The organism is Pseudomonas sp. GOM6 (assembly GCF_029537485.1).
Classification (GTDB): domain Bacteria; phylum Pseudomonadota; class Gammaproteobacteria; order Pseudomonadales; family Pseudomonadaceae; genus Aquipseudomonas.
In genome coordinates this window covers 257,274-279,279 of the sequence record NZ_JARPUS010000001.1, presented here as the reverse complement: position 1 = coordinate 279,279, position 22,006 = coordinate 257,274, and the positions used below count along the sequence as shown (strand labels likewise).

At 64.8% G+C, this 22,006-nt stretch carries 20 protein-coding genes; 4 read left to right on the top strand and 16 right to left on the bottom strand.

Annotated features, from left to right (window positions below):
• Together rho and trxA are read right to left on the bottom strand one after the other, a co-directional pair.
• Complete coding sequence (rho, locus tag P7A97_RS01355; RefSeq protein ID WP_277688125.1) at nt 1–1,260, bottom strand: transcription termination factor Rho; 1,260 nt, start codon at nt 1,258–1,260, stop codon at nt 1–3.
• Between the two features lie 229 nt (nt 1,261–1,489).
• Nucleotides 1,490–1,816 (bottom strand): thioredoxin TrxA, encoded by a 327-nt coding sequence (trxA, locus tag P7A97_RS01350; protein WP_277688124.1) that lies wholly within the window; start codon nt 1,814–1,816, stop codon nt 1,490–1,492.
• Nucleotides 1,817–2,034: 218 nt separating this feature from the next.
• Here trxA and ppx point away from each other — a divergent pair, with 218 nt between their 5' ends.
• Entirely contained in the window at nt 2,035–3,534 is a 1,500-nt protein-coding gene (gene ppx, locus P7A97_RS01345; RefSeq protein ID WP_277688123.1) for an exopolyphosphatase, read from the top strand.
• Between the two features lie 48 nt (nt 3,535–3,582).
• Here ppx and ppk1 read toward each other — a convergent pair whose 3' ends face one another.
• The 3 genes from ppk1 to P7A97_RS01330 form a co-directional block, all read right to left on the bottom strand.
• Nucleotides 3,583–5,781, bottom strand: a complete 2,199-nt coding sequence (gene ppk1, locus P7A97_RS01340) for a polyphosphate kinase 1 (RefSeq protein WP_277688122.1) — start codon at nt 5,779–5,781, stop codon at nt 3,583–3,585.
• 19 nt (nt 5,782–5,800) lie between these two features.
• A complete protein-coding gene (gene hemB, locus P7A97_RS01335) occupies nt 5,801–6,808 on the bottom strand; it encodes a porphobilinogen synthase (protein ID WP_277688121.1) in 1,008 nt (335 codons plus the stop codon).
• Nucleotides 6,809–6,923: 115 nt separating this feature from the next.
• A complete protein-coding gene (locus tag P7A97_RS01330) occupies nt 6,924–8,153 on the bottom strand; it encodes a sterol desaturase family protein (protein ID WP_277688120.1) in 1,230 nt (409 codons plus the stop codon).
• A gap of 163 nt (nt 8,154–8,316) precedes the next feature.
• On the opposite strand from P7A97_RS01330, the gene elbB reads away from it, so the two are divergent.
• Nucleotides 8,317–8,982: an isoprenoid biosynthesis glyoxalase ElbB gene (gene elbB / locus P7A97_RS01325; RefSeq protein ID WP_277688119.1), complete on the top strand. Its 666-nt coding sequence runs from the start codon at nt 8,317–8,319 to the stop codon at nt 8,980–8,982.
• A 169-nt stretch (nt 8,983–9,151) separates the two neighbouring features.
• On the top strand, nt 9,152–9,622 hold the full coding sequence (locus P7A97_RS01320) for a thioesterase family protein (protein ID WP_277688118.1): 471 nt from the start codon (nt 9,152–9,154) through the stop codon (nt 9,620–9,622).
• Between the two features lie 140 nt (nt 9,623–9,762).
• Here P7A97_RS01320 and P7A97_RS01315 read toward each other — a convergent pair whose 3' ends face one another.
• The 4 genes from P7A97_RS01315 to P7A97_RS01300 form a co-directional block, all read right to left on the bottom strand.
• A complete protein-coding gene (locus tag P7A97_RS01315; RefSeq protein ID WP_277688369.1) occupies nt 9,763–10,212 on the bottom strand; it encodes a YaiI/YqxD family protein in 450 nt (149 codons plus the stop codon).
• An 11-nt stretch (nt 10,213–10,223) separates the two neighbouring features.
• The gene (locus P7A97_RS01310) at nt 10,224–12,110 is read right to left on the bottom strand and encodes a cytochrome c/FTR1 family iron permease (protein ID WP_277688117.1); all 1,887 of its coding nucleotides are present in this window, start codon (nt 12,108–12,110) and stop codon (nt 10,224–10,226) included.
• 133 nt (nt 12,111–12,243) lie between these two features.
• A complete protein-coding gene (locus tag P7A97_RS01305) occupies nt 12,244–12,876 on the bottom strand; it encodes a LysE family transporter (RefSeq protein ID WP_277688116.1) in 633 nt (210 codons plus the stop codon).
• A 103-nt stretch (nt 12,877–12,979) separates the two neighbouring features.
• Entirely contained in the window at nt 12,980–14,890 is a 1,911-nt protein-coding gene (locus P7A97_RS01300; RefSeq protein ID WP_277688115.1) for an ATP-binding cassette domain-containing protein, read from the bottom strand.
• 39 nt (nt 14,891–14,929) lie between these two features.
• Between P7A97_RS01300 and P7A97_RS01295 the strand changes: the two genes are divergently transcribed.
• Nucleotides 14,930–15,379 (top strand): TIGR02444 family protein, encoded by a 450-nt coding sequence (locus tag P7A97_RS01295; protein WP_277688114.1) that lies wholly within the window; start codon nt 14,930–14,932, stop codon nt 15,377–15,379.
• On the opposite strand, the gene P7A97_RS01290 is transcribed toward P7A97_RS01295, so the two are convergent.
• From P7A97_RS01290 to hemC, 7 genes are all read right to left on the bottom strand, one after another.
• Nucleotides 15,376–16,416: an AlgP family protein gene (locus P7A97_RS01290; RefSeq protein ID WP_277688113.1), complete on the bottom strand. Its 1,041-nt coding sequence runs from the start codon at nt 16,414–16,416 to the stop codon at nt 15,376–15,378. The two genes, P7A97_RS01295 and P7A97_RS01290, sit on opposite strands and share 4 nt — an antisense overlap.
• A 220-nt stretch (nt 16,417–16,636) precedes the next feature.
• Entirely contained in the window at nt 16,637–17,110 is a 474-nt protein-coding gene (gene rsd, locus P7A97_RS01285) for a sigma D regulator (protein ID WP_277688112.1), read from the bottom strand.
• Between the two features lie 177 nt (nt 17,111–17,287).
• The gene (locus P7A97_RS01280; protein ID WP_277688111.1) at nt 17,288–17,779 is read right to left on the bottom strand and encodes a disulfide bond formation protein B; all 492 of its coding nucleotides are present in this window, start codon (nt 17,777–17,779) and stop codon (nt 17,288–17,290) included.
• A gap of 108 nt (nt 17,780–17,887) precedes the next feature.
• Nucleotides 17,888–19,120: a heme biosynthesis HemY N-terminal domain-containing protein gene (locus P7A97_RS01275; protein ID WP_277688110.1), complete on the bottom strand. Its 1,233-nt coding sequence runs from the start codon at nt 19,118–19,120 to the stop codon at nt 17,888–17,890.
• Nucleotides 19,117–20,226: a uroporphyrinogen-III C-methyltransferase gene (locus tag P7A97_RS01270; protein WP_277688109.1), complete on the bottom strand. Its 1,110-nt coding sequence runs from the start codon at nt 20,224–20,226 to the stop codon at nt 19,117–19,119. Before P7A97_RS01270 ends, P7A97_RS01275 begins: the two co-directional genes overlap by 4 nt.
• A 16-nt stretch (nt 20,227–20,242) precedes the next feature.
• Complete coding sequence (locus P7A97_RS01265; RefSeq protein WP_277688108.1) at nt 20,243–21,025, bottom strand: uroporphyrinogen-III synthase; 783 nt, start codon at nt 21,023–21,025, stop codon at nt 20,243–20,245.
• Nucleotides 21,022–21,954, bottom strand: a complete 933-nt coding sequence (gene hemC / locus P7A97_RS01260; RefSeq protein ID WP_277688107.1) for a hydroxymethylbilane synthase — start codon at nt 21,952–21,954, stop codon at nt 21,022–21,024. Before hemC ends, P7A97_RS01265 begins: the two co-directional genes overlap by 4 nt.
• Nucleotides 21,955–22,006: the final 52 nt, after the last annotated feature.

Genomic DNA, 22,006 nt, shown 5'->3' with positions numbered 1-22,006 from the left:
TTACTTGCGCTTCATGGAGAGGAAGAATTCGTCGTTGGTCTTGGTGTCCTTCAGCTTGTCGATGAGGAACTCGATAGCGGCGATCTCGTCCATCGGGTGCAGCAGCTTGCGCAGAATCCACATGCGCGACAGCTCTTCCTCGCCGGTCAGCAACTCCTCGCGGCGGGTGCCGGACTTGTTGATGTTGATGGCCGGGAACACACGCTTCTCGGCGATACGACGGTCCAGCGGCAGCTCCATGTTGCCGGTGCCCTTGAACTCCTCGTAGATCACCTCGTCCATCTTCGAGCCGGTTTCCACCAGCGCGGTGGCGAGGATGGTCAGGCTACCGCCTTCCTCGATGTTACGCGCGGCACCGAAGAAGCGCTTGGGCTTCTCCAGGGCATGGGCGTCGACACCACCGGTGAGCACCTTGCCGGAGCTCGGGATCACGGTGTTGTAGGCACGCGCCAGGCGGGTGATGGAGTCGAGCAGGATGACCACGTCCTTCTTGTGCTCGACCAGGCGCTTGGCCTTCTCGATCACCATTTCGGCAACCTGCACGTGACGGGTTGGCGGCTCGTCGAAGGTCGACGCCACCACTTCGCCACGCACGGTGCGCTGCATCTCGGTCACTTCTTCCGGGCGCTCGTCGATCAGCAGGACGATCAGGTAGCACTCGGGGTTGTTGCGCGCGATGTTGGCGGCGATGTTCTGCAGCATGATGGTCTTGCCCGCTTTCGGCGGGGCGACGATCAGGCCACGCTGGCCCTTGCCGATCGGCGCGCAGAGGTCGATCACGCGGCCGGTGATGTCCTCGGTGGAGCCGTTGCCGGCCTCCATGGTCAGGCGCTCGTTGGGGAACAACGGCGTCAGGTTTTCGAACAGGATCTTGTTCTTGGCGTTTTCCGGGCGGTCGAAGTTGATGCTGTCGACCTTGAGCAGGGCGAAGTAGCGCTCGCCTTCTTTCGGCGGGCGGATCTTGCCGACGATGGTGTCACCGGTACGCAGGTTGAAGCGGCGGATCTGGCTGGGCGAGACGTAGATGTCGTCCGGGCCGGCCAGGTAGGAGGAGTCCGCGCTGCGCAGGAAGCCGAAGCCGTCCTGGAGGATCTCCAGCACGCCGTCGCCGGAAATCTCTTCACCGCTTTTCGCGTGCTTTTTCAGCAGGGCGAAGATGATGTCCTGCTTGCGCGAACGGGCCATGTTTTCCAGACCAGCCTGGTCGGCCATGTCCAGCAGTTCGGCAATCGGCTTTTGCTTGAGTTCGGTCAGATTCATAGGAATGACGTAGAAATGAGAGGAGGGAGGAAAAGCACTTGGGCTTAGCTGGCCGCGCCGCGAGGAAGGCGACTGGATCGCTCGGTCTTATCAGGAAGAGTGCGTCGGCGACGGCGTGAGAGGCAACGAGGAACCCGTTGCAGGCCCGAATGTAACACCGGGTTTAGCGCGACGTCCACCCCGCGCCCAGAAAAAAGCCCCGCGAGTAGCGGGGCTTTTGCGCAACGCCTCAGATGTTGGCGTCGAGGAAGGCTGCCAGCTGCGACTTGGACAGGGCGCCGACCTTGGTGGCTTCGACATTGCCGTTCTTGAACAGCATCAGGGTCGGGATGCCACGCACGCCATACTTCGGCGGGGTTTCCTGGTTCTCGTCGATGTTCAGCTTGCACACCTTCAGTTTGCCCTGGTAGGTCTGGGCGATCTCGTCCAGAACCGGTGCAATCATCTTGCACGGACCGCACCATTCGGCCCAGTAGTCGACCAGGACCGGACCGTCGGCCTTGATCACGTCGTCTTCGAAACTGCTGTCGCTGACGTTGGTGATGAACTCGCTCATGAATAGTCTCCGGGTGCGGAAGCGAAAAACTGGCGGCCATGATAGCCCGCATCCGCCCCCACCGAAAGCCGCTCGCCATTGACCTTCACTATCAATGGATTTCATACCACTGATGAAAGACTACGGCATCCTGGCTCAGGGCGGTTAACATGAAGGGATTGGAGTGCTTGCCCGCGAGAGGCAGGCTGCCTGCGTTTTGAATAGGGACCCCCCGAACCATGCCCAATGCCGACAAGCAGTTCCCCCTGATTGCCGCCATCGACCTCGGCTCCAACAGCTTCCACATGGTGCTGGCCAAGGCCGATCATGGCGAGATCCGCATCCTCGAGCGGCTAGGTGAAAAGGTGCAGCTGGCAGCAGGCCTCGACGAAGAACGCATGCTCAGCGAAGAGGCCATGCAACGTGGCCTGGACTGCCTGCGCCGCTTCGGCCAGCTGATCCAGGGCCTGCCACAAGGTGCCGTGCGCATCGTCGGCACCAACGCCCTGCGCGAGGCCCGTAACCGCAATGAATTCATCCGCCGCGCCGACGCACTGCTCGGCCATGAAGTAGAAGTCATTTCCGGTCGTGAAGAAGCACGCCTGATCTACCTTGGCGTGTCGCACAGCATCGCCGACACCCCGGGCAAGCGCCTGGTGGCGGATATCGGCGGCGGCAGCACCGAATTCATCGTCGGCCAACGCTTCGAGCCACTGCTGCGCGAGAGCTTGCAGATGGGCTGCGTCAGCTTTACCCAGCGCTATTTCAAGGACGGCAAGATCACCCCAGCCCGCTACGCCCAGGCCTATACCGCCGCGCGCCTGGAGCTGATGAACATCGAGCAGGGCCTGCAGCGCCTCGGCTGGCAGGAAGCGGTCGGCGCCTCCGGGACCATTCGCGCCGTCGGCCTGGCCATCAAGGGCGCAGGCCTGGGTAACGGTGAAATCAATCCGGAGGGATTGGCCTGGCTCAAGCGCAAACTGCTCAAGCTCGGCGACGTGGAAAAGATCGACTTCGACGGCATCAAGCCGGATCGCAGGCAAATCTTCCCCGCCGGCCTGGCCATCGCCGAAGCCATCTTCGATGCCCTCGACCTGCAGCGCATGGATCACTCCGAAGGCGCCCTGCGCGAAGGCGTGCTCTACGACCTGCTAGGCCGCCATCATCACGAAGACGTGCGCGAACGCACGCTGAGCGCGCTGATGGAGCGCTACCACGTCGATCTGCAGCAGGCCGAGCGCGTCGAGCGCAAGGCCCTGCAAGTCCTGGAGGAAGTGGCCGAGGCCTGGAAACTGGACGAGGATTGGCACCGTGACCTGCTGCAATGGGGCGCGCGGGTACACGAAATCGGCCTGGACATCGCCCACTACCAGTACCACAAGCACGGTGCCTACCTGATCGAGCACTCCGACCTGGCCGGCTTCTCGCGCAAGGATCAGCTGATGCTGGCCCTGCTGGTACGTGGCCACCGCCGCAATATCCCCAAGGACAAGTTCGCCGACTTCGGTGACGATGGCGTTCAGCTGCAGCGCCTGTGCGTACTGCTGCGCTTCGCCATCCTCTTCCACCACATTCGCGGCACCCAGGAAATGCCCAAGGTGCAGTTCAGTGTGGGCCCGCAGAGCCTGGATCTGACCTTCCCCGATGGCTGGCTGGAGGCCAATCCGCTGACCCAGGCGGACTTCGAACAGGAAGCCACCTGGCTGACGCGTATCGGCTTCAGCCTGAGCGTACGCTGAGTATGAAAAAGCCCCGCAAAAGCGGGGCTTTTCGATTTACCTGACCGCTCAGCGCACCTGTGGCGTGGTCAGCTTCTCCAGCAGGCCCGCCTGGGCACTGCGCGGGTTGGCATTGCCGCTGGGGCTGGTACGCAGGTAGCGGCCGTCAGGCTGCAGCACCCAGGCCTGGGTGTTGTCGCTCAGGTAGCTTTCCAGCTCCTTCTTCACCCGCAGGATCAGCTTGCGCCCCTCTACCGGGAAGCAGGTCTCCACGCGCTTGTCGAGGTTGCGCTCCATCCAGTCGGCGCTGGACAGGTAGATCTTCTCGTCGCCGCCATTGAGGAAGTAGAACACCCGGGTGTGTTCGAGGAAGCGGCCGATGATCGAGCGCACCTGGATGTTGTGCGAAACCCCGGGGACGCCAGGCCGCAGGCAGCACATGCCGCGCACCACCAGGTCGATCTTCACCCCGGCCTGGCTGGCCTTGTACAGCGCGCGGATGACCTTGGGGTCGGTCAGCGAGTTGAACTTGGCCATGATCTGCGCCGGCTTGCCTTCGCTGGCCTGCTGGGTCTCGAAGGCGATCAGGTCGAGCAGGGTCTTCTTCAGGGTGAAGGGCGCGTGCAGCAGCTTCTTCATGCGCAGGGTCTTGCCCATGCCGATCAGCTGGTTGAACAGCTTGGACACGTCCTCGCCCAAGGCCACGTCGGCGGTGAGCAGGCTGTAGTCGGTGTACAGCTTGGCGTTGCCTGCGTGGTAGTTGCCGGTACCCAGGTGCGCGTAGCGGCGCAGCTCGCCGTTCTCGCGGCGCAGGATCAGCATCATCTTGGCGTGGGTCTTGAAGCCGACCACGCCGTAGATCACCACCGCGCCGGCCTGTTGCAGGCGACTGGCCAGCTGCAGGTTGGACTCCTCGTCGAAACGCGCTCGCAGCTCGATCACCGCGGTGACTTCCTTGCCGTTACGCGCGGCCTCGACCAGGGCATCGACGATCTCCGAGTTGGCCCCGGAGCGGTACAGGGTCTGTTTGATCGCCAGCACGTGCGGGTCTTTCGCCGCCTGACGCAGCAGGTCGACCACCGGCGTGAAGGACTCGAAGGGGTGCAGCAGGAGGATGTCCTGCTTGCCGACCACGTTGAAGATGTTGTCGCTGTTCTGCAGCAGCTTGGGAATCACCGGAGTGAACGGGGTGTATTGCAGCTCCGGATGGCTTTCCAGGCCGGTGATGCTGAACAGGCGGGTCAGGTTGACCGGGCCGTTGACCCGATACAGCTCGCTCTCACCCAGGTTGAACTGCTTGAGCAGCTGATCACTCAGGTGTTTCGGGCAGGTGTCCACTACCTCCAGGCGCACGGCATCGCCGTAGCGACGGCTGAACAGCTCGCCGCGCAGGGCGCGGGCCAGGTCTTCGACATCCTCGGTATCGACCGACAGGTCGGCGTTACGGGTCAGGCGGAACTGGTAGCAGCCCTTGACCTTCATGCCCTGGAACAGGTCGTCGGCGTGGGCATGAATCATCGAGGAGAGGAAGACGTAGTTGTCCCCTGCCCCACCGATCTCTTCCGGCACACGGATGATGCGCGGTAGCAGGCGCGGCGCCGGGATGATCGCCAGGCCGGAGTCACGCCCGAAAGCATCGACCCCCTCCAGCTCGACGATGAAGTTGAGGCTCTTGTTCACCAGCAGCGGGAAGGGATGCGTCGGGTCGAGGCCGATCGGGGTGATGATCGGTGCGATTTCGTCGCGGAAGTAGCGACGCACCCAGGCCTTCAGCTTGGTGGTCCAGTAACGCCGGCGAATGAAGTTGATCTGGTGCTTGGCCAGGGCCGGCAGCAGCACGTCATTGAGCAGCGCGTACTGGCGCTCGACCTGCTCGTGGGCGATGTCGGAAATCCGCGCCAGCGCCTGGCTCGGCAGCAGGCCATCGGCGCCGGCCTGCTCGCGGGCGAAGTTGATCTGCTTCTTCAGGCCGGCCACGCGGATCTCGAAGAACTCGTCGAGGTTGCTGGAGAAGATCAGCAGAAACTTGAGCCTTTCCAGCAGCGGGTAGGACTCATCCAGCGCCTGTTCCAGCACACGGATGTTGAACTGCAGCTGCGACAGCTCGCGATGAATGTACAGGGAGCTGTCGTCCACTCCCGGAATCGGTGCCGGCGGCGCGGGGGCCGGCTCGGGCTCCGGCGCCGGCTGTTCGACCACGACCTCGACCGGCAGCGCTTGCTCGGCGGCTTGCTGCAGGTCGGTTTTGCTCAATCCCTCGGTATTCATCGCAGATGTCCTGGGGGCCTCAGCGCCCCTCTTTGATCAGTTCAGCCGCACGCACGGCGAAGTAGGTGAGGATGCCATCGGCACCCGCGCGTTTGAAGGCGGTCAGCGATTCGAGGATCACTGCCTCCGACAGCCAGCCGTTCTGGATGGCGGCCATGTGCATGGCGTACTCGCCACTGACCTGGTAGGCAAAGGTCGGCACCTTGTAGGCCTCTTTCACCCGCCAGACGATGTCCAGGTAGGGCATGCCCGGCTTGACCATGACCATGTCGGCACCTTCGGCCAGATCCGCCGCCACTTCGTGCAGCGCCTCGTCACCGTTGGCCGGGTCCATCTGGTAGCTGGCCTTGTTGGCCTTGCCCAGGTTGGCGGCCGAGCCCACTGCATCGCGGAACGGGCCGTAGTAGGCGCTGGCGTACTTGGCCGAGTAGGCCATGATGCGCACGTTGACGTGCTCAGCCAGCTCCAGCGCCTCGCGAATCGCCTGGATGCGCCCGTCCATCATGTCCGACGGCGCCACCACCTGGGCACCGGCTTCGGCATGCGACAGGGCCTGCTTGACCAGGGCATCGACGGTGACGTCGTTCATCACGTAGCCATCGTCGTCGAGAATGCCGTCCTGGCCGTGGGTGGTGAAGGGGTCCAGGGCCACGTCGCTGATCACGCCCAGCTCCGGGAACTTGGCGCGCAGGGCGCGAATGGCGCGCTGGGCAATACCGTCCGGATTCCAGGCCTCACTGCCATCCAGCGACTTCTTCTCCAGCGGCGTGACCGGGAACAGCGCCAGCGCCGGGATGCCCAGCTCGACCCAGCGTTCGGCCTCGGCCAGCAGCAGGTCGATGGACAGGCGCTCGACGCCCGGCATCGATGGCACGGCTTCGCGGCGGTTCTCGCCATCGAGGACGAACACCGGCAGGATCAGGTCATTGGTGGTGAGTACGTGTTCGCGTACCAGGCGGCGAGAGAACTCGTCACGGCGATTACGACGCAGGCGAGTGGCGGGGAACAGACGGTTGGCAAAGCTCACGACGGACTCCAGAACCCGCACGGCGGGCGAGTGTGACAGTAATACCTGGCCATTATGACCAAATAATGACTGCCACACCCAGACTGCGACGGCGAGCCGCAGTTCCGTGCCCGGCTCAGATCACCTGCGGGGTACGCGGCATCGGCCAGAACAGCCAGACGAGGCTGGCCAGACTCCAGGCTGCCAGCAGCAACCAGCCGGTCGCGCCGCTCGTCAGTAAGCCGACCTGCTGGGCCCAGAGCAGCGCCAGCGGGTTGCTGGCCAGGCGCAGCAGCTCCAGCCAGCGGGCGAATGGCCGGTTCTCCAGCCAGGCACCAATGCAGTAGAGGCCAAAAGCCACCCACAACCAAGCCCCCAACAGCACAACCAATGCCTGCTGTTCCGCCACTGCCAGCAGGCCGCTGACGCCCAGCACGTAGCCGCTGAACTGCAGCGCAGCGTAAAGCTTGTGCCGCCGCGCCAACGGCACCTCGAACTTGCGGAAGCGGCTGAGATCCTGCTTGGCCATGGGATAGCGCGCCGCCACATCGGCCGGACGCCAGCCGGTGGGCATGAACCAGATGCGCAGCTTGTCCCACCAGGAACCGGCACGCACCGCGTCCTGCCACAGCTGCACGTAGAACTGCACGTTGGCCCACAGCGGGTTCCAGCTCTGCAGCGGCACGGTCACCCCAAACACGACCGGCTCCTCGTCCAGCTCTTCCTGGAAACTGCCGAACAGGCGGTCCCAGACAATGAACACGCCGCCGTAATTGCGATCCATGTAGACCGGATTCTGCGCATGGTGGACCCGATGATTGGACGGCGTGACGAAGAACCATTCGTACCAACCCAGCTTGGGTACATGGCGGGTGTGCACCCAGAACTGGTACAGCAGGTTGAGCGCCGCCACGGTGACGAACACCACTGGCGGAATGCCGAGCACGGCCATGGGCAGGTAGAAGATCCAGCTCAGCAGGAAGCCGGTACTGGTCTGGCGCAGCGCCGTGGTGAGGTTGTACTCCTCGCTCTGGTGGTGCACCACATGGGAAGCCCAGAACAGATTGCGCTCATGGCCGACGCGATGGCTCCAGTAGTAGCACAGGTCATAGAGCACAAAGGCCAGCACCCAGACCCAGAGCTCGTCGGACAGTTCGAACAGATGCAGATGCTCGTAGGCGAAGGCATAGCCGAGCACGACAATGGCCTTGCTGAGCAGGCCGCTGGCCTGGGACAGCACGCCGGCGCTGAGGCTGTTCAGCGAGTCGGCCAGCCGATAACTGCTAACGCCACGCCAGCGATCCGCCAGCAATTCGGCTGCAATCAACAGAAAGAAAAAAGGGACGGCGAGCAGGATCAGGTTCATGGTTCGGTACGGCTTGGCTTGACCTATGCTGATCCTAGACCCGCCCTGCCCCTCGCTCGCGACAGCCAATGCCAGCCTGGGCGACATTTGGCGACACTCGACGGCGCCTGGGCCGGCGAGTCAAACTCGCCAGCACACCCCCGACTACTCCTTGGAGAACAGCATGCAGAAAAGAGTCGCAGTCATCCTCTCCGGCTGTGGCGTCTATGACGGCGCGGAAATCCACGAAAGCGTGATCACCCTGCTGCGCCTGGATCAGCGCGGCGCCCAGGTGCAGTGCTTTGCACCGAACATCGCGCAGATGCACGTGATCAACCACCTCACCGGCGAGGAAATGCCGGAAAGCCGCAATGTCCTGACCGAGGCCGCACGCATCGCCCGTGGTGATGTGGCCGACGTCCGCGAGCTGCAGGTCGACAAGTTCGATGCGCTGATCCTGCCTGGCGGTTTCGGCGTGGCCAAGAACCTCTCCAACTTCGCCGTCGAAGGCGCGGGCTGCAGTGTGCAGCCCGACGTACTGGCGGCGACCCAGGCCTTCGTTCAGGCGGGCAAGCCGATCGGGCTGATCTGCATCGCTCCGGCACTGGCGGTGAAGATCTTTGGCGAAGGCGTCAGTTGCACCCTGGGCGCCGAAGACGATCCGGCCGCCGAAGCCCTAGTCGCCATGGGTGGCCAGCATGTCGAATGCACCGTCGAAGACATCGTCGAGGATGAGGCGCGCAAGCTGGTAAGTACCCCGGCCTACATGCTGGCGCAATCCATCGCCGAGGCCGCTTCTGGCATCAACAAGCTGGTTGACCGGGTGCTGGAGCTGGCCCACCCGCACTGATGCGCGGCCCTCGCCTGGGCTGAGCGCCGCGAGGCCCAACGACACAGCGGCGCCGTGCCGCTGGCAGCCGACGCCAATCCGGCCAAACCTCGGGGCAGCCCTGCCCCGATACTGGCCAAGCCATTCCGATTACGGCAGCTTGGCGGCATCTGCAGCGCCGGAATCCCTCATGAACCAGTCCGTCTTTCAACTCTCCGAAGAACAACGCCAGGGTGTGGAAAGCTTTTTCCAGCGCATCCCGTTCAATCAGGCCCTGGGCATTCGCATCGTCGAGCTAAGCGGCGAGCGGGTGGTGATGGATCTGCCGATGAAACCGGAGCTGATCGGCAACTTTACCCAGGGCATCCTCCATGGCGGGGTGATCTCGTCGATTCTGGATGTCGCTGGCGGCGCCATGGCGCTGATCGGCGCCTTCGACAAGCACCAGCACCTGAGCCAGGCCGAGCGCATGCAGCGCCTGTCCAAGCTGGGCACCATCGACCTGCGCATCGACTACCTGCGCCCGGGGCGCGGCCAGGTCTTCACCGCCACCGCCGTGCTGCTGCGTTCCGGCAACAAGGTCGCGGTGGTGCGCAGTGAGCTGCACAACGAGGACGATGTACTGGTGGCCGTGGGCACCGGCACCTACCTGTGCGGATAGCCCTAGCAGGCTCGTAGGATGGGTGGAGGCGCTTTGCGCCTCCTACGGGCTATCTGTGCGACTGATACGCGGATGCCCCATTTGAGTAGCCCGGATGCAATTCGGGAAGCAGGCAGCGCCATCCCCGGATTACATCCGGGCTACTTCATCAGACGGGTCAGGATGCGATCCAGCGAGTTGGCGAAGGCCTGGCGATCCTTGTCCGAGTAGGCCGCCTGGCCGCCGCCCATCTGCCCCTGATCGCGCAGATCAGCGAACAGGTTACGGGTGGCCAGCTTGTCACCCATGTTGCGCTCGTCGAACTCGCGCCCGCGCGGGTCGAGGGCGGCCACGCCCTTCTTGATCAGGCGGTCGGCCAGCGGGATGTCGCTGCAGATCACCAGCTCACCGGGCACGGCATGCTCGACCAGATGATCGTCGGCCGCGTCCGGGCCGCTGGGCACGACGACCAGCTTCACGCAGGCGAAGTTGGGGCGGGCCACGGCCTGGCCCGCCACCAGCACCACCTCGAAGCCACGCTTGAGGGCGAATTTCACCACCTGATCGCGCGCCAGGCGCGGGCAGGCGTCGGCATCGATCCACACCCGCATGGCCCGCTCGCTCATTTGGCCTCCATCAGGCGACGTCGTTCACCTAGCCAACTGCGCCCATAGAGCACCGTGATGGCCAGCAGCGCCAGCCCCTGCGCCGAGAGGCTGTAGGCGTCCGGATGGATACCCAGCCAATCGAACTCGAAGAAGGCCACCGGCCGGGTGCCAAGCACGCCCGCCTCTTGCAGCGCGGCCACGCCATGCCCGGCGAAGACCACCGAGAGCACGCAAAGCAGTACGGCGTTGGCGCTGAAGAAGGTCGCCAACGGCAGCTTGCGCGAGCCCCGCAGGATCACCCAGGCCAGCCCCAGCAACAGCAGCAGCGCGGCGCCCGCACCGCCGATCACCATGCCGTGACCTTGCGGGCCGGCCTGCAGCCACAGGGTTTCATAGAACAGGATGACCTCGAACAGCTCGCGGTAGACCGAGAAGAAGGCCAGCACGGCGAAGCCAAAGCGGCCACCGCCGCCGACCAGACTGCTCTTGATGTAGTCCTGCCAGGCGGCGGCGTGGCGACGGTCGTGCATCCACACGCCGAGCCACAGCACCATCACGCTGGCGAACAGCGCGGTCGCGCCTTCCAGCAACTCGCGCTGGGCACCGCTGACATCAATCAGGTAGGCGGCCAGCGCCCAGGTGCCGAAACCGGCCACAATCGCCAACCCCCAACCGACGTGCACACTGCGCACCGCCTGTTGCTGGCCGGTGTTGCGTAGGAAAGCGAGGATCGCCGCCAGCACCAGAATCGCCTCCAGACCTTCACGCAGGAGGATCAGCAAACTGGAAACAAAGGTCAGCGACGCATTCATCGCGCCGGAGCCGAGCAGCTCGGCCGACTTGCCCAGCTCACGCTTGGCCAGCTCCAACGCCTGTGCTGCCTGGGCGATACTGGCACCATCCTGTACCGCCTGGCGGTAGGCCATCAGGGCACGCTCGGTGGTCTTGCGCTGATCGGCATCGAGGTTGTCGAGGGCACTTTCCACCAGCTCGAACCCCTCCAGATAGGCGCCCACCGACAGGTCATACGCCTGTTCGTGGTTGCCCGCGCGGTAGGCCTGCAGGCTGCGCTCCAGGGTGCTGCGGGTGTAGTCGATCAGCTCTTGGGGGCCACGCTGCTGCAGCGGCGGCTTGGCGCGCTGGGCACGGAATGCCGCGGCATCACCACCCTCGGCCGCCACTTCGGCCGGAGTCTTGCCGGCCAGCTCAGCCAGGCTGAAGGGGGCAGCACTGTCGCTGGGTGCGGAGCTGAGCCCAGCGATATAGCTGGCCAGATCCCAGCGCTGACGCTCATCCAGCTGGTCGGCGAACGCCGGCATATCGGTGCCTTCGATGCCCAGCCCCAGGGTGTTGTACAGGTCATACAGGCTCAGCTGATCGAGCCGTGAAACATCGCGCAGGTTTGCCGGCGGCGGCTCCAGTCCCAGCCCTGCCGGGCCGTCGCCAGCCCCCCTGTCGCCATGGCAAATGGCGCAGTGCTGGGCGAACAGCGGCGCGCCACGCGCCGGGTCCGGCGTGATGGCTGGCGTCAGGCTCAGCCGGTATAGCTGCACCAACTGCCCGCCCAGGCGGCGCGCCGCATCGGCGACCTGCTGGCCAGGCTGGCGCTGTTGTACCGCTAGGCGCAGCGCTTCGACACCGCTGGCCAGCTCATCGCGACCCGCCTTGGCCGGCAGGGCCACGACCAGCCCTTGCAGCACACCGAGGAACTCCAGCTGTTCGGCGTACTCGCCACTATCGATCACCTCGCCCGAGGCGACGGTTGCCGGGTAATCGGCCGCCACATAACTGAGCAGGTGCAGGGCCTGGGCGGCGCCCTCCGGCTCAGCCATGGCCGACAGACTGAGCAGGGCGAACAGGGGGAGAAACAGCCAGGACAGGGAAGAGCGCATGACAGACATCAATCAATCCCAAACAAGAATGGGTGGCATTAATTGTTACCTTCCTAACGATTCAGCTCAAGGAAAACCTGAAATACCTGGTAACAATCCGCCGAACAGTCTGTTCTGGATCGGCTGGCTAGCCTTTCGCGACTCAGGCCGGCGTGCGGCGCACCATGGCCAACAGCGCAGCAGCAGCGATGAACAAGCCACCGAAGGTGCGATTGAGCAGCCGTTGCTGACGCGGCGAACGCAATGCCCGCAGCACCCGCGCGGCCAGGCCGGTATAGCCGGCCATCACCAGCAGATCGACCGCCACCATGGTTGCCGCCATCAGCAGGTACTGCCCCAGCAGCGGCGCCTTGGGATCAAGGAACTGCGGCAGCACCGCCAGAATGAAGATGATGGCCTTGGGGTTGCTGGCATTGACCAGAAAGCCGCGCAATACCAGGGTCAGCGGCCGCCCCAGTGGGCGCTCGCCCTCGCCGGCGGCGATTTGGCCAGGAACGGCGACCCACTGCCTCCAGCCAAGGTAGACCAGATAGGCCACACCGAACCATTTGATCAGGCTGAACGCCAGCTCCGAGGTGGCCAGCACAGCCCCCAGACCGGCGGCGACCACGGCGATCTGCATCAGCAGGGCCAACTGCAGACCAATGGCATTCCAGTAGCCGCGCCAGAAGCCGTACTGCAGACCACAGGACATGGAGGCAATTGCTCCTGCCCCCGGCGACAGGCTGATCACCCAACAGGCGACGAAGAAGGCGAGCCAGGTTTCCAGAGTCATGCCGCGATACCTCAGACAGATGGTTGCCTAGCCTAACCCCTCGGTCAGATTCGGCCTAGTCGAAGAGCCTCTTTGCAGGCTCATACCCTCGATCCAGTGATGCTCAGTCCGCCTGAGCCAGTTGCTGCTCCAGGCTTTCCAGATGCTCCAGCGCGGTCATCCAGCGCTCTTCCAGGTCGCCCTCACGCCCCTTCAGGCGGGCCTGCTCGGCCAGCAGATCACGCAACTCGTCCTTGCGCGCAGCGTCATACAGCGCACTGTCGCCCAAGCGTTCCTCGACCTGCGCCAGCTGCTCATGCAGCTTGCCCAGTTCCTTCTCCAGCTTTTCCGCCTCGCGCCGGTGCGGCGCCAGCTGCTGGCGCAGGGCAGCAGCTGCCTGACGCTGCGCGCGCTTGTCGGTTTTGTCGCCCGCTGGCGCAACCGCGGCCTGCGGCTGCTGGCGGGCACGGAAGTCCACCAGCCAGCGCGCGTAGTCGTCGAGGTCGCCATCGAATGGCTGGATACGCCCATCGGCGACCAGGAGGAACTCGTCGGTCGTGCTCTTGAGCAGATGACGATCGTGGGACACCACCAGCACGGCACCCGCAAATTCCTGCAGGGCCATGGTCAGGGCCAGGCGCATCTCCAGGTCGAGGTGGTTGGTCGGTTCGTCGAGCAGCAGCAGATTTGGCTTCTGCCAGGCGATCAGGGCGAGCGCCAGGCGCGCCTTCTCACCGCCCGAGAAGTTCTGCACCGCCTCGTCGCAACGGGCGCCACGAAAATCGAAGCCGCCGAGAAAGTCGCGCAACGTCTGCTCGCGCTCGCCCGGCGCAATGCGCTGCAGATGCAGCAGCGGGCTGGCCTTGGCGTCCAGTGAGTCGAGCTGGTGCTGGGCGAAATAGCCGATGGCGAGATTCTCGCCACGCGCCAGACGCCCGGACAGCGGTACCAGCTCGCCGGACAGGGTCTTGATCAGGGTCGACTTGCCGGCGCCGTTAGGGCCGAGCAGGCCGATACGCGCACCCGGCGCCAGTTGCAGCTTGACCTGCTGCAGCACTGCCTTGTCGCCATAGCCCAGCTGCGCATCGGACAGGTCGAGCAACGGGCTGGAGATCTTCTCGGCCTCGCGGAAGACGAAGTCGAACGGCGAATCGACATGCGCCGGCGCCAGCTCTTCCAGGCGCTCCAGGGCCTTGATCCGACTCTGTGCCTGACGGGCCTTGGTGGCCTGGGCCTTGAAGCGGGCGATATATTTTTCCATGTGCGCGCGCTGTGCCTGCTGCTTCTCGTAGGCCTGCTGTTGCTGGGCCAGACGCTCGGCACGGGTACGCTCGAAAGCCGAATAACCGCCACGGTAGAGGGTCAGCTTCTGTTGTTCCAGATGCGCCACATGGTCGACCACGGCATCGAGAAAATCGCGGTCGTGGGAAATCAGCAACAGGGTGCCTGGGTAGCTCTTCAGCCACTCCTCCAGCCAGAGGATGGCGTCGAGGTCGAGGTGGTTGGTGGGCTCGTCGAGCAGCAGCAGGTCAGACGGACACATCAGCGCCTGCGCCAGGTTCAAGCGCATACGCCAGCCACCGGAGAAGTCGCCGACGCGCTTGTCCATCTGCTCACTGGTAAAACCGAGGCCGGCCAGCAGCTTGCGGGCACGGGCATCGGCGGTATAGCCATCGGCGCTGTCCAGGTCGCTGTGCAGGCGAGCGATGGCGCTACCATCGTGCGCCGCCTCGGCAGCCGCCAGGGCGCGCTGCACTTGGCGCAGGTGCGTGTCGCCGTCGAGCACGTAGTCCACCGCCAGGCGCTCGAGGGTATCGACCTCCTGGCGCATATGGGCGATACGCCAGTCGGGCGGCAGGCTGCAATCGCCGGCATCGGGGCCGATTTCGCCACGCAGCAGGGCGAACAGGCTGGATTTGCCGGCACCGTTGGCGCCGATCAGGCCGGCTTTATGGCCGGCGTGCAGGGTCAGCTCGGCGCCTTCAAGCAGGCGTTGCGGACCACGCTGTAGAGTGAGGTTCTGGAGTCGGATCATAATGGCGGCGGAGTCTACCAGCTTCGCCAGGAGCGCCGCATGCCGTCTGATCTATGGAGTTTCGCCTGCACCTGCTATGCCCGTTCCGGGGTCGAGGCCACCTGCCTGCGCCTGCAGCAACAAGGCCAGGATGTGTGCCTGCTGCTCTGCGCACTGTGGCTGGAGCGGCGGCGCATTGCCTACAGCTCCGCACGGCTGCAACAACTGCAGGGCATCAGCCAGGCCTGGCAAGGAGACGTGGTGCAGCCGCTGCGCGAATTACGCCAGCGCTGGCGCGATAGGGCCACAGTTGACCCGGTGTTGGCGCAGTTGCGCGAACAGCTCAAGACCACTGAGCTGGCGGCCGAGCGTGAGTTGCTGGAGCGGTTGGAAGACTTGACGCAACGCTGGCCTGCTGCAGAAACGGGCCGAGACAGCCGCTGGCTGGATCAACTCTGCCAGGACGGCGACGCACAACAGGAGCTGCGCGCCGCCGCTAGCGACCTTTAAGCGTTCGGCGGGGTACTGCCATTGCCGCTGGGCGACGTGGCTGCAGTGGCTGCAGGTGCAGGCGTCGGCGCAGCAGTCACCGGGGCGGCAACAGGCTTGGCAGCCGGCTTCTTCGCAACAGGTTTAGCTGCTGGCTTGGCAGCGGGTTTGGCCACAGTCTTGGCCGGCGCTTTAGCCGCCGCTGGCTTAGCCGGTGCCTTGGCCGCGGCCGGCTTGACGACAGTCTTGGCGGGAGCCTTGGCTGTAGGCTTGGTTGCGAGTTTGGCAGCTGACTTGGCGGGTGCCTTGGCAGCAGGTTTGGCCGGAGCTTTGGCGGCCGTCGGCTTGGCGGCGACGGGCTTCGCCGCAGCTTGGGTGGCCGGCTTGGCCGCGGGTTTGCTGGCGGCTCTCGCGGCGGGTTTGGCAGCAGGCTTGGCCGGTGCAGCCGCTTTTTTAGCAGCAGGTTTGGCGGCCGGTTTCGCAGCCGGTTTGGCGGCACTGGCAACCTTGCTCGCGACCGGTTTGGCAGCTGGCTTTGCCGCCGGCTTCTTGGCTGCTGGCTTAGCAACGGCCTTGGTCGCCGGTTTGGCCGCCGGGGTCTTCGCTACCGGTTTGGCGGCCACCTTCTTGACCGGTTTGTCCGCCGGCTTGGCGGCGCGGTTGTCGAGAGCCTTGCCCGCAGCCTCGCGCACCTTGCCAACGCCCTGGGCCAGTTTCAGACTTTCCTGAGCATCGCGCTTGAGTTGTGCGATGTAGCTGCGGGTTTCGCTCTGCCGCTCTTTCAGACCTTCCAGCAATTCTTCCAACTCGTTGGCCGCCGCCTTGGCCTTCTGCTGCGCCTTGGCCTTACCGGCTTTGGCTGCGTCCTGCAGCTTGGCGCGCGCCTCGTGCAGTTTTTCCTGAGCCTTGCCACGTTGCTTTTCCAACTTGGCGAGCATCTGCTCCGCATCCGCCAGCGCCTGAGCACAGGCCTTTTCCAGATGCTCAAGCAGGCTGTGGGAAAGTTGCTGCAGCAGGTGCAAAGGGGTAGTAACGGACTTCTTGTTGTTGGCCGGCATGATGTGCCTCCTAACGGACGTTGGTGACCCCATACTAGACGCCCGAATCACCGGTCGCTAGCCACCTCGCCACGAGCACATTGACCGACCTGAACCGATGAGGCCGGACACGCGCAGGCAGGTGATACATCAGCCCGAACAGGCAGTGGCACGCTAACGCGTGAGAAGGAATGCTTGCGGTGACCTGAGCCCCTTCCAGAGAACGGGCTCAGGACAGACATCACAGTGGCGTGGCCGCTGCTTGCTGATGAGAGTTGTGCAGCACTTCGATCAGACAGTCTTCCAGCTCAAAGCGCTCATGCAGCAGTTGCCCGAGACGTTTCAATTCGGCATTGAGCGAAGCACCATCGCGGCAATCGCCGTTGTCGCAGCGGTCGTTGAATGCCAGTGCCACTTCAGTGATGGCCTCGATCCGCGGATAGATCTGCTTGGCCAACTCCAGGCCGCGCTGATCGCCGAAGGCCTTGGCCTCGCCATTGAGCTGTTCGTAAACCTCGAAGTGCCCGGCCGAGACGTAGTCGACCAGGATTTCGCAGAAACGCTGCACATCGGCCGAGTTGTTCGCCACAGCCTGTGGTGCATCGTTCAGCGCGACAAAGGCGCTGACCAGTTCATGACGCTCCTGCAGCCAGCGGTCGATCAACTGGTGCACTCCACCCCAGCGCTCCTGGGCGTTCTGGCAGGTCTCGAGCATGATGTCCTCACTTCCCTACTGGTGAATGCTGAATACGCCAGCCCCGAGACATTTTATTGTCAGCTCGCGGGTTCTCGGGGAACGACTCGCCGGTTTACTGGCGAACCGTTGGGCCAGAGTATGCCCACTCGGCGCGGGCATCAAGTCATGCTGATCGGGAAAAGTGTCACACCGCAATCAGCGCCGGCGCAGCAACTGGAACAGCGCGAACAGTCCCATGCCGACGAAAGCCAGCAGGCTCCACTCTGGCAGACTGAGGCCGAACAGGGTCCAGGTGACTTCCGCGCAATCGGCGGTGCCATGGAATACCAGGCTGACGATTTCCTGCAGCGGCAGCGCTTCCATCATGAATTCCAGGCTCGGCAGGCAGGCTTCCAGCTGCTCGGGGGGCACGCTCTGCAGCCAGACCTGGCGCGCCGCCGTAGCGCCACCACCGATGGCGAACAACAGGGCCAGCACGCTGTAGACACGCTGCCCGGTGCGCTGCGGTGCGTGGATAGCAGCGACCAGGCAGACCAGGCCGAAGAGGATGACAAAAACCCGCTGTACGATGCACAGCGGACAGGGATTCAGCCCCACCCCATGTTCCAGATACAGCGCACCGCCCATCAGAGCCAGGCAGCCTAGAAAAGCGAGCAGGAACAGCGAACGCGGATTGGCCAGCGCCATGAGAACTCCGTTGCGGGGGCGAGAAAGGCGCCTACGGTAGAGGAAAGCTGAGCGGCCTTTCAAGGCGCCGCGCGGCAGCCGGTCAGAGACAGGCTGCCGCAGGTCGCCTCATGCGGCAGGTTGCGGCAGGCTCGGCAAGCGCTGCCCCTGCTGCACCAACACCTCGTACAGCAGTTGGTTACTACGCTCGACCTCGCCCTGGCTGGCCAGCAGACGGGCCAGTTCGGCGCAGGCCTCAGCACTGCGCTCGAACTCCAGGCTGATCTCGAAGTACTCACGGGCCTTGCCCCACAGCCCGTTGATCAGGCACAGGCGCCCAAGGCCAAGCAGCAACGTGGCATCCTGCGGATGCTGCTTGAGCAGCTCCTCGGCCACTTGCAGCTGGCGCGCCGGGTCACGCCCACGGAGCAGACCATAGAGACGGATCAGGCGCGGGTCGTAGCCTCGCTTGAGCGCCTTGCGCAGCACTTCCTCGGCTTCTTCCGGGGCGCCCAAGGCCATCAGCTGCTCGGCATAGACTGCGATCAGCTCGGCGGACTGGCGCTGGCTAGCGGACAACTGCTGCCAAGTCGCAGTCAGCGGCTGCAGAGCTGCCTCACCCTGGTCAAGCCCCTGCTCACCGGCAGCCTGCAGGCGCGCAGCCCAGACCTGCCGCTCCAGCGCACTCAGCTCATCGCCTTCGAGTACCTTGGCCTTGCGCAGCTCCGGCAGCAACTGCACCAGCTCCGCCCACTCCGCACGCACCAAGCGCAGCTGGTACAGCTGACGCAGTACCTGGCGGTGCTGTGGATGGCGCTCGCGCATGGCCTGCAAAGTGGTCAGCGCGCCATCCAGATCGCCGCGACTCTTCTGCAGATCAGCATGCGTCAGGGCGATGGCCAGCTCGGCCTGCGGCTGGCGCTGCAGGGCACGCTCGAGCAACGCCTCGCTCTCTTCGTACTGCCCCAGCTTGTGTGCAGCGCGGGCAGCGCCCAGGTAATGCATCAGCGGCTGGCGTTCGCCTTCGGCGGCGCGCTGCAGATGACGCACAGCGCGATCCCAGCGGCCTTCGAGCAGGTCCAGCAGACCTTTATCGGCGGCCAATTGCGCGCGCTTGCCATGGTTACGCCGCGACCAGGGATTGAGCACACCACCGGAAAAGCGCATGCCTCGCCACAGCCAGCGCAGCAGACGCACGGCCAGCCATAGCAGCGCGATCAACAACGCAAACACCCACAGGCTGGACTCGTAGCGCAGCCCTTTCCAGGCGATCAGCACATAACCGCTGTGCGCCTGAATCGCCAGGCCGAGCAGTGTGGCAGCCACCACCACCGCCACCAGCAACAGGACGACCCGGATCATTGGTCGCCCTCCTCAACTGCTGGCGGCAGGCGCTCGCCGTTTTCGCGCTGTTTGAGGTAGGCCTGCAGACTGCGCAGCGCCTCGTCCAGTGGGGGCATGCCAGCCACCACCGCCTGGCCGCTCAGTTCACCAATGCGCGTCTGCATGCGCTGCACGGCCTGATTGTCGCGATCGAAATAGGTCTCCAGTACATCGCTCGCCGCCGCCAGGGCCTGACGATAGACCTCCGGTTCACCATTGAGTGCACCCCACTGGGCCTGTTCCAGGGCCAGCGCCAGGGTCAGGCGCACCTGTGCCAGGCTCTGCCCGGCCAGTAGCGGGCGGATATCCTGATCGGCATGCAGGTCGAGGCGCACATAGCGCGACAGCTGCTGCCACAGCTCATCCCAGCGGCTGCCATCGCTGGCGCTGGCAATGCTGGGTGCATCAGCCGGCAGGATGTATTCGGGCGTCAGCATCTGCAGTTGATCGAGTTGCCCGCGCAGAGCCGCCAATTGCAGGAACAAGCCGCTGCGGTCGACCTGCGGCAAGCTGCGCAGGGCCTCCAGCACCTTGATCAGCTCGCCACGGGCAGCGAAGGCCTGCGGATCGTTCTGCGCACGCAGGATATCGTCGGCGCCTTGCACCAGCGCGATGGCGCTGTCCACGTCCTGCAGTGCGGAAATCCGCAGCATGGCCAGACGCAGCAGGTGTTCGGCCTCAGCCAGGCGCCAGTCCTCGCGACTTTTGCCGAGCAGGCCGGCAAGGCTCTGGGCCAGGCGCTGCTGCTCGCCCTGCAGGCTCACCAGCAGGTCGTGCTGCTCGGCGATGGCATTGGCCGTAGGCAAGCCCTGCAGACGCTGATTGATGTCGCTCTTGCTCTGCTGCAACTCCTCGCGCGCCGCAGCGGCAGCCTGGGCCATCTGCGCCAACTGCTGCTGAGCCTGCTCGCGTTGCTGATAGAGCTGCCAGCTGCTCCAGCCTCCCGCCCCCAGCGCGGCCAGTGCCAGTAGCAGGGCCAACCAGGCCGGGCCGCTGCCCTTGGACTTGGCCGCGACCGGCCGCGACGGCTGCTCGGGTTTGGCCTGCGGGGTCTGATCGCTGATCTGCGGGGCTGTTTCGCTCACGTGTCCTTCCTTTGTTTCAGAGACTCGGCGCCGCATGGCTGTGCAGCGCCGCCAGAACAGCCGCAGCACTGGCGCCGCGACAATCAATAATCTGCTGTGCCCCGGCCAGGCGTGCCTGCTCGGCGACGCGCACGCTGGGCACCAACAAGGGTAGCCGACTCAGCTGCGGCCAGGCAGCACCCGCCAGCTCGCGCAGATTGGCCAGCCCCTGCCCGCTACTGACCAGCACGGCGTTCAGCCGTTCCGCCTGAATGAGCTGCGTCAGGGCACCGGGTGCATGAGCCGGCATCACCCGCCGGTAAAGCTCAAGATAGTCGACCACGGCGCCGTGGGCGCGCAGCGTCTCGGCCAACAGCTCGCGACCGCCCTCGCCACGCATGATCAGCACCCGTGGCGCGGGTTGCGCCAAGACACTGGCCAGCTGGGGCAGTGCCAGTAGCGCTTCGCTGTCATCGCCTGCCGGCGGGTAAACGACGCCCAGGCCCTGGGCCTGCAGGTAGGGCGCGAGAAGCTGCGCCGTCGCCCCACCCACAGTGAACCAGAGCTGCCCCGCTGGTGGTGTCACCTCTGCCAGCGCCAGGCGCTGCAGGGCATGTCGCGCGGCCGGCTTGCTCACCACGATCACTGCGCTGTAGCTCGTCAGGTTGAGCAGCATGGCGCGCTGCTCGGGTGTTTCCTCAAGAGCTTCGGTGGCCAGCAGCGGCAGGCTGCGGCTGAACACGCCAGCCGCCGCCAAGGTTTCGGCCAGTGCCGCGCTCTCGGCCGCCGGCCGGGTCAGCAGCAGGCGCCAGCCGGTCACGCCGGATTGGCCCCGCCATACACGGCATCGAGAATCGCGGCCGCGCCCTGGGCCAACAGCTGCTCGGCCACCTGCACGCCGAGTGCCTCGGCATCGCGACCGCGGCCCTCGGCCCGCAACAGCAGGCTGCCGTCGGGCTGGCCGACCAGGCCGCGCAGCCACAGCTGCTCGCCTTCAAGCAGGGCGTAGCAGGCAATGGGTACCTGGCAACCGCCATTGAGGTGCTTGTTCAGCGCACGCTCGGCGGTAACTCGGGCCGCCGTCTCGGCATGGTGCAGCGGCGCCAGCAGGGCATGGATCTCGGCATCGGCGCTGCGACACTCGATGCCCACCGCGCCCTGGCCACCCGCTGGCAGGCTGTCATCGACACTGATTGAGCTGCGGATGCGCGCCTCGAAACCCAGGCGAATCAGGCCTGCTGCCGCGAGAATGATGGCGTCGTACTCGCCGGCGTCCAGCTTCGCCAGGCGCGTGTTCACGTTGCCGCGCAGAAACTGGATTTTCAGATCCGGCCGACGCGCCAGCAACTGGGCCTGACGGCGCAGGCTGGAGGTGCCGACCACGCTGCCGGCGGGCAACGCATCGAGACTGTCATAGGTATTGGAGACAAAGGCGTCGCGCGGGTCTTCGCGCTCGCAGATGCAGAACAGGCCGAGCCCTGCGGGAAAATCCATCGGCACGTCCTTCATGGAGTGCACGGCGATATCGGCCTCGTTCTCCAGCAGGGCGGTTTCCAACTCCTTGACGAACAGGCCCTTGCCGCCAATCTTCGCCAGCGGCGCGTCGAGCAGCTTGTCACCACGACTGACCATCGGCACCAGGCTGACTGTCAGACCAGGATGGGCCTGTTCCAGGCGGGCTTTGACGTACTCGGCCTGCCACAGGGCCAGGGCGCTCTTACGGGTGGCAATGCGGATTTCGCGGGACATGGGCAATTCCAAAAGAAGAACTGCCGGGGATGATAACAGGATGGCCGGCGCA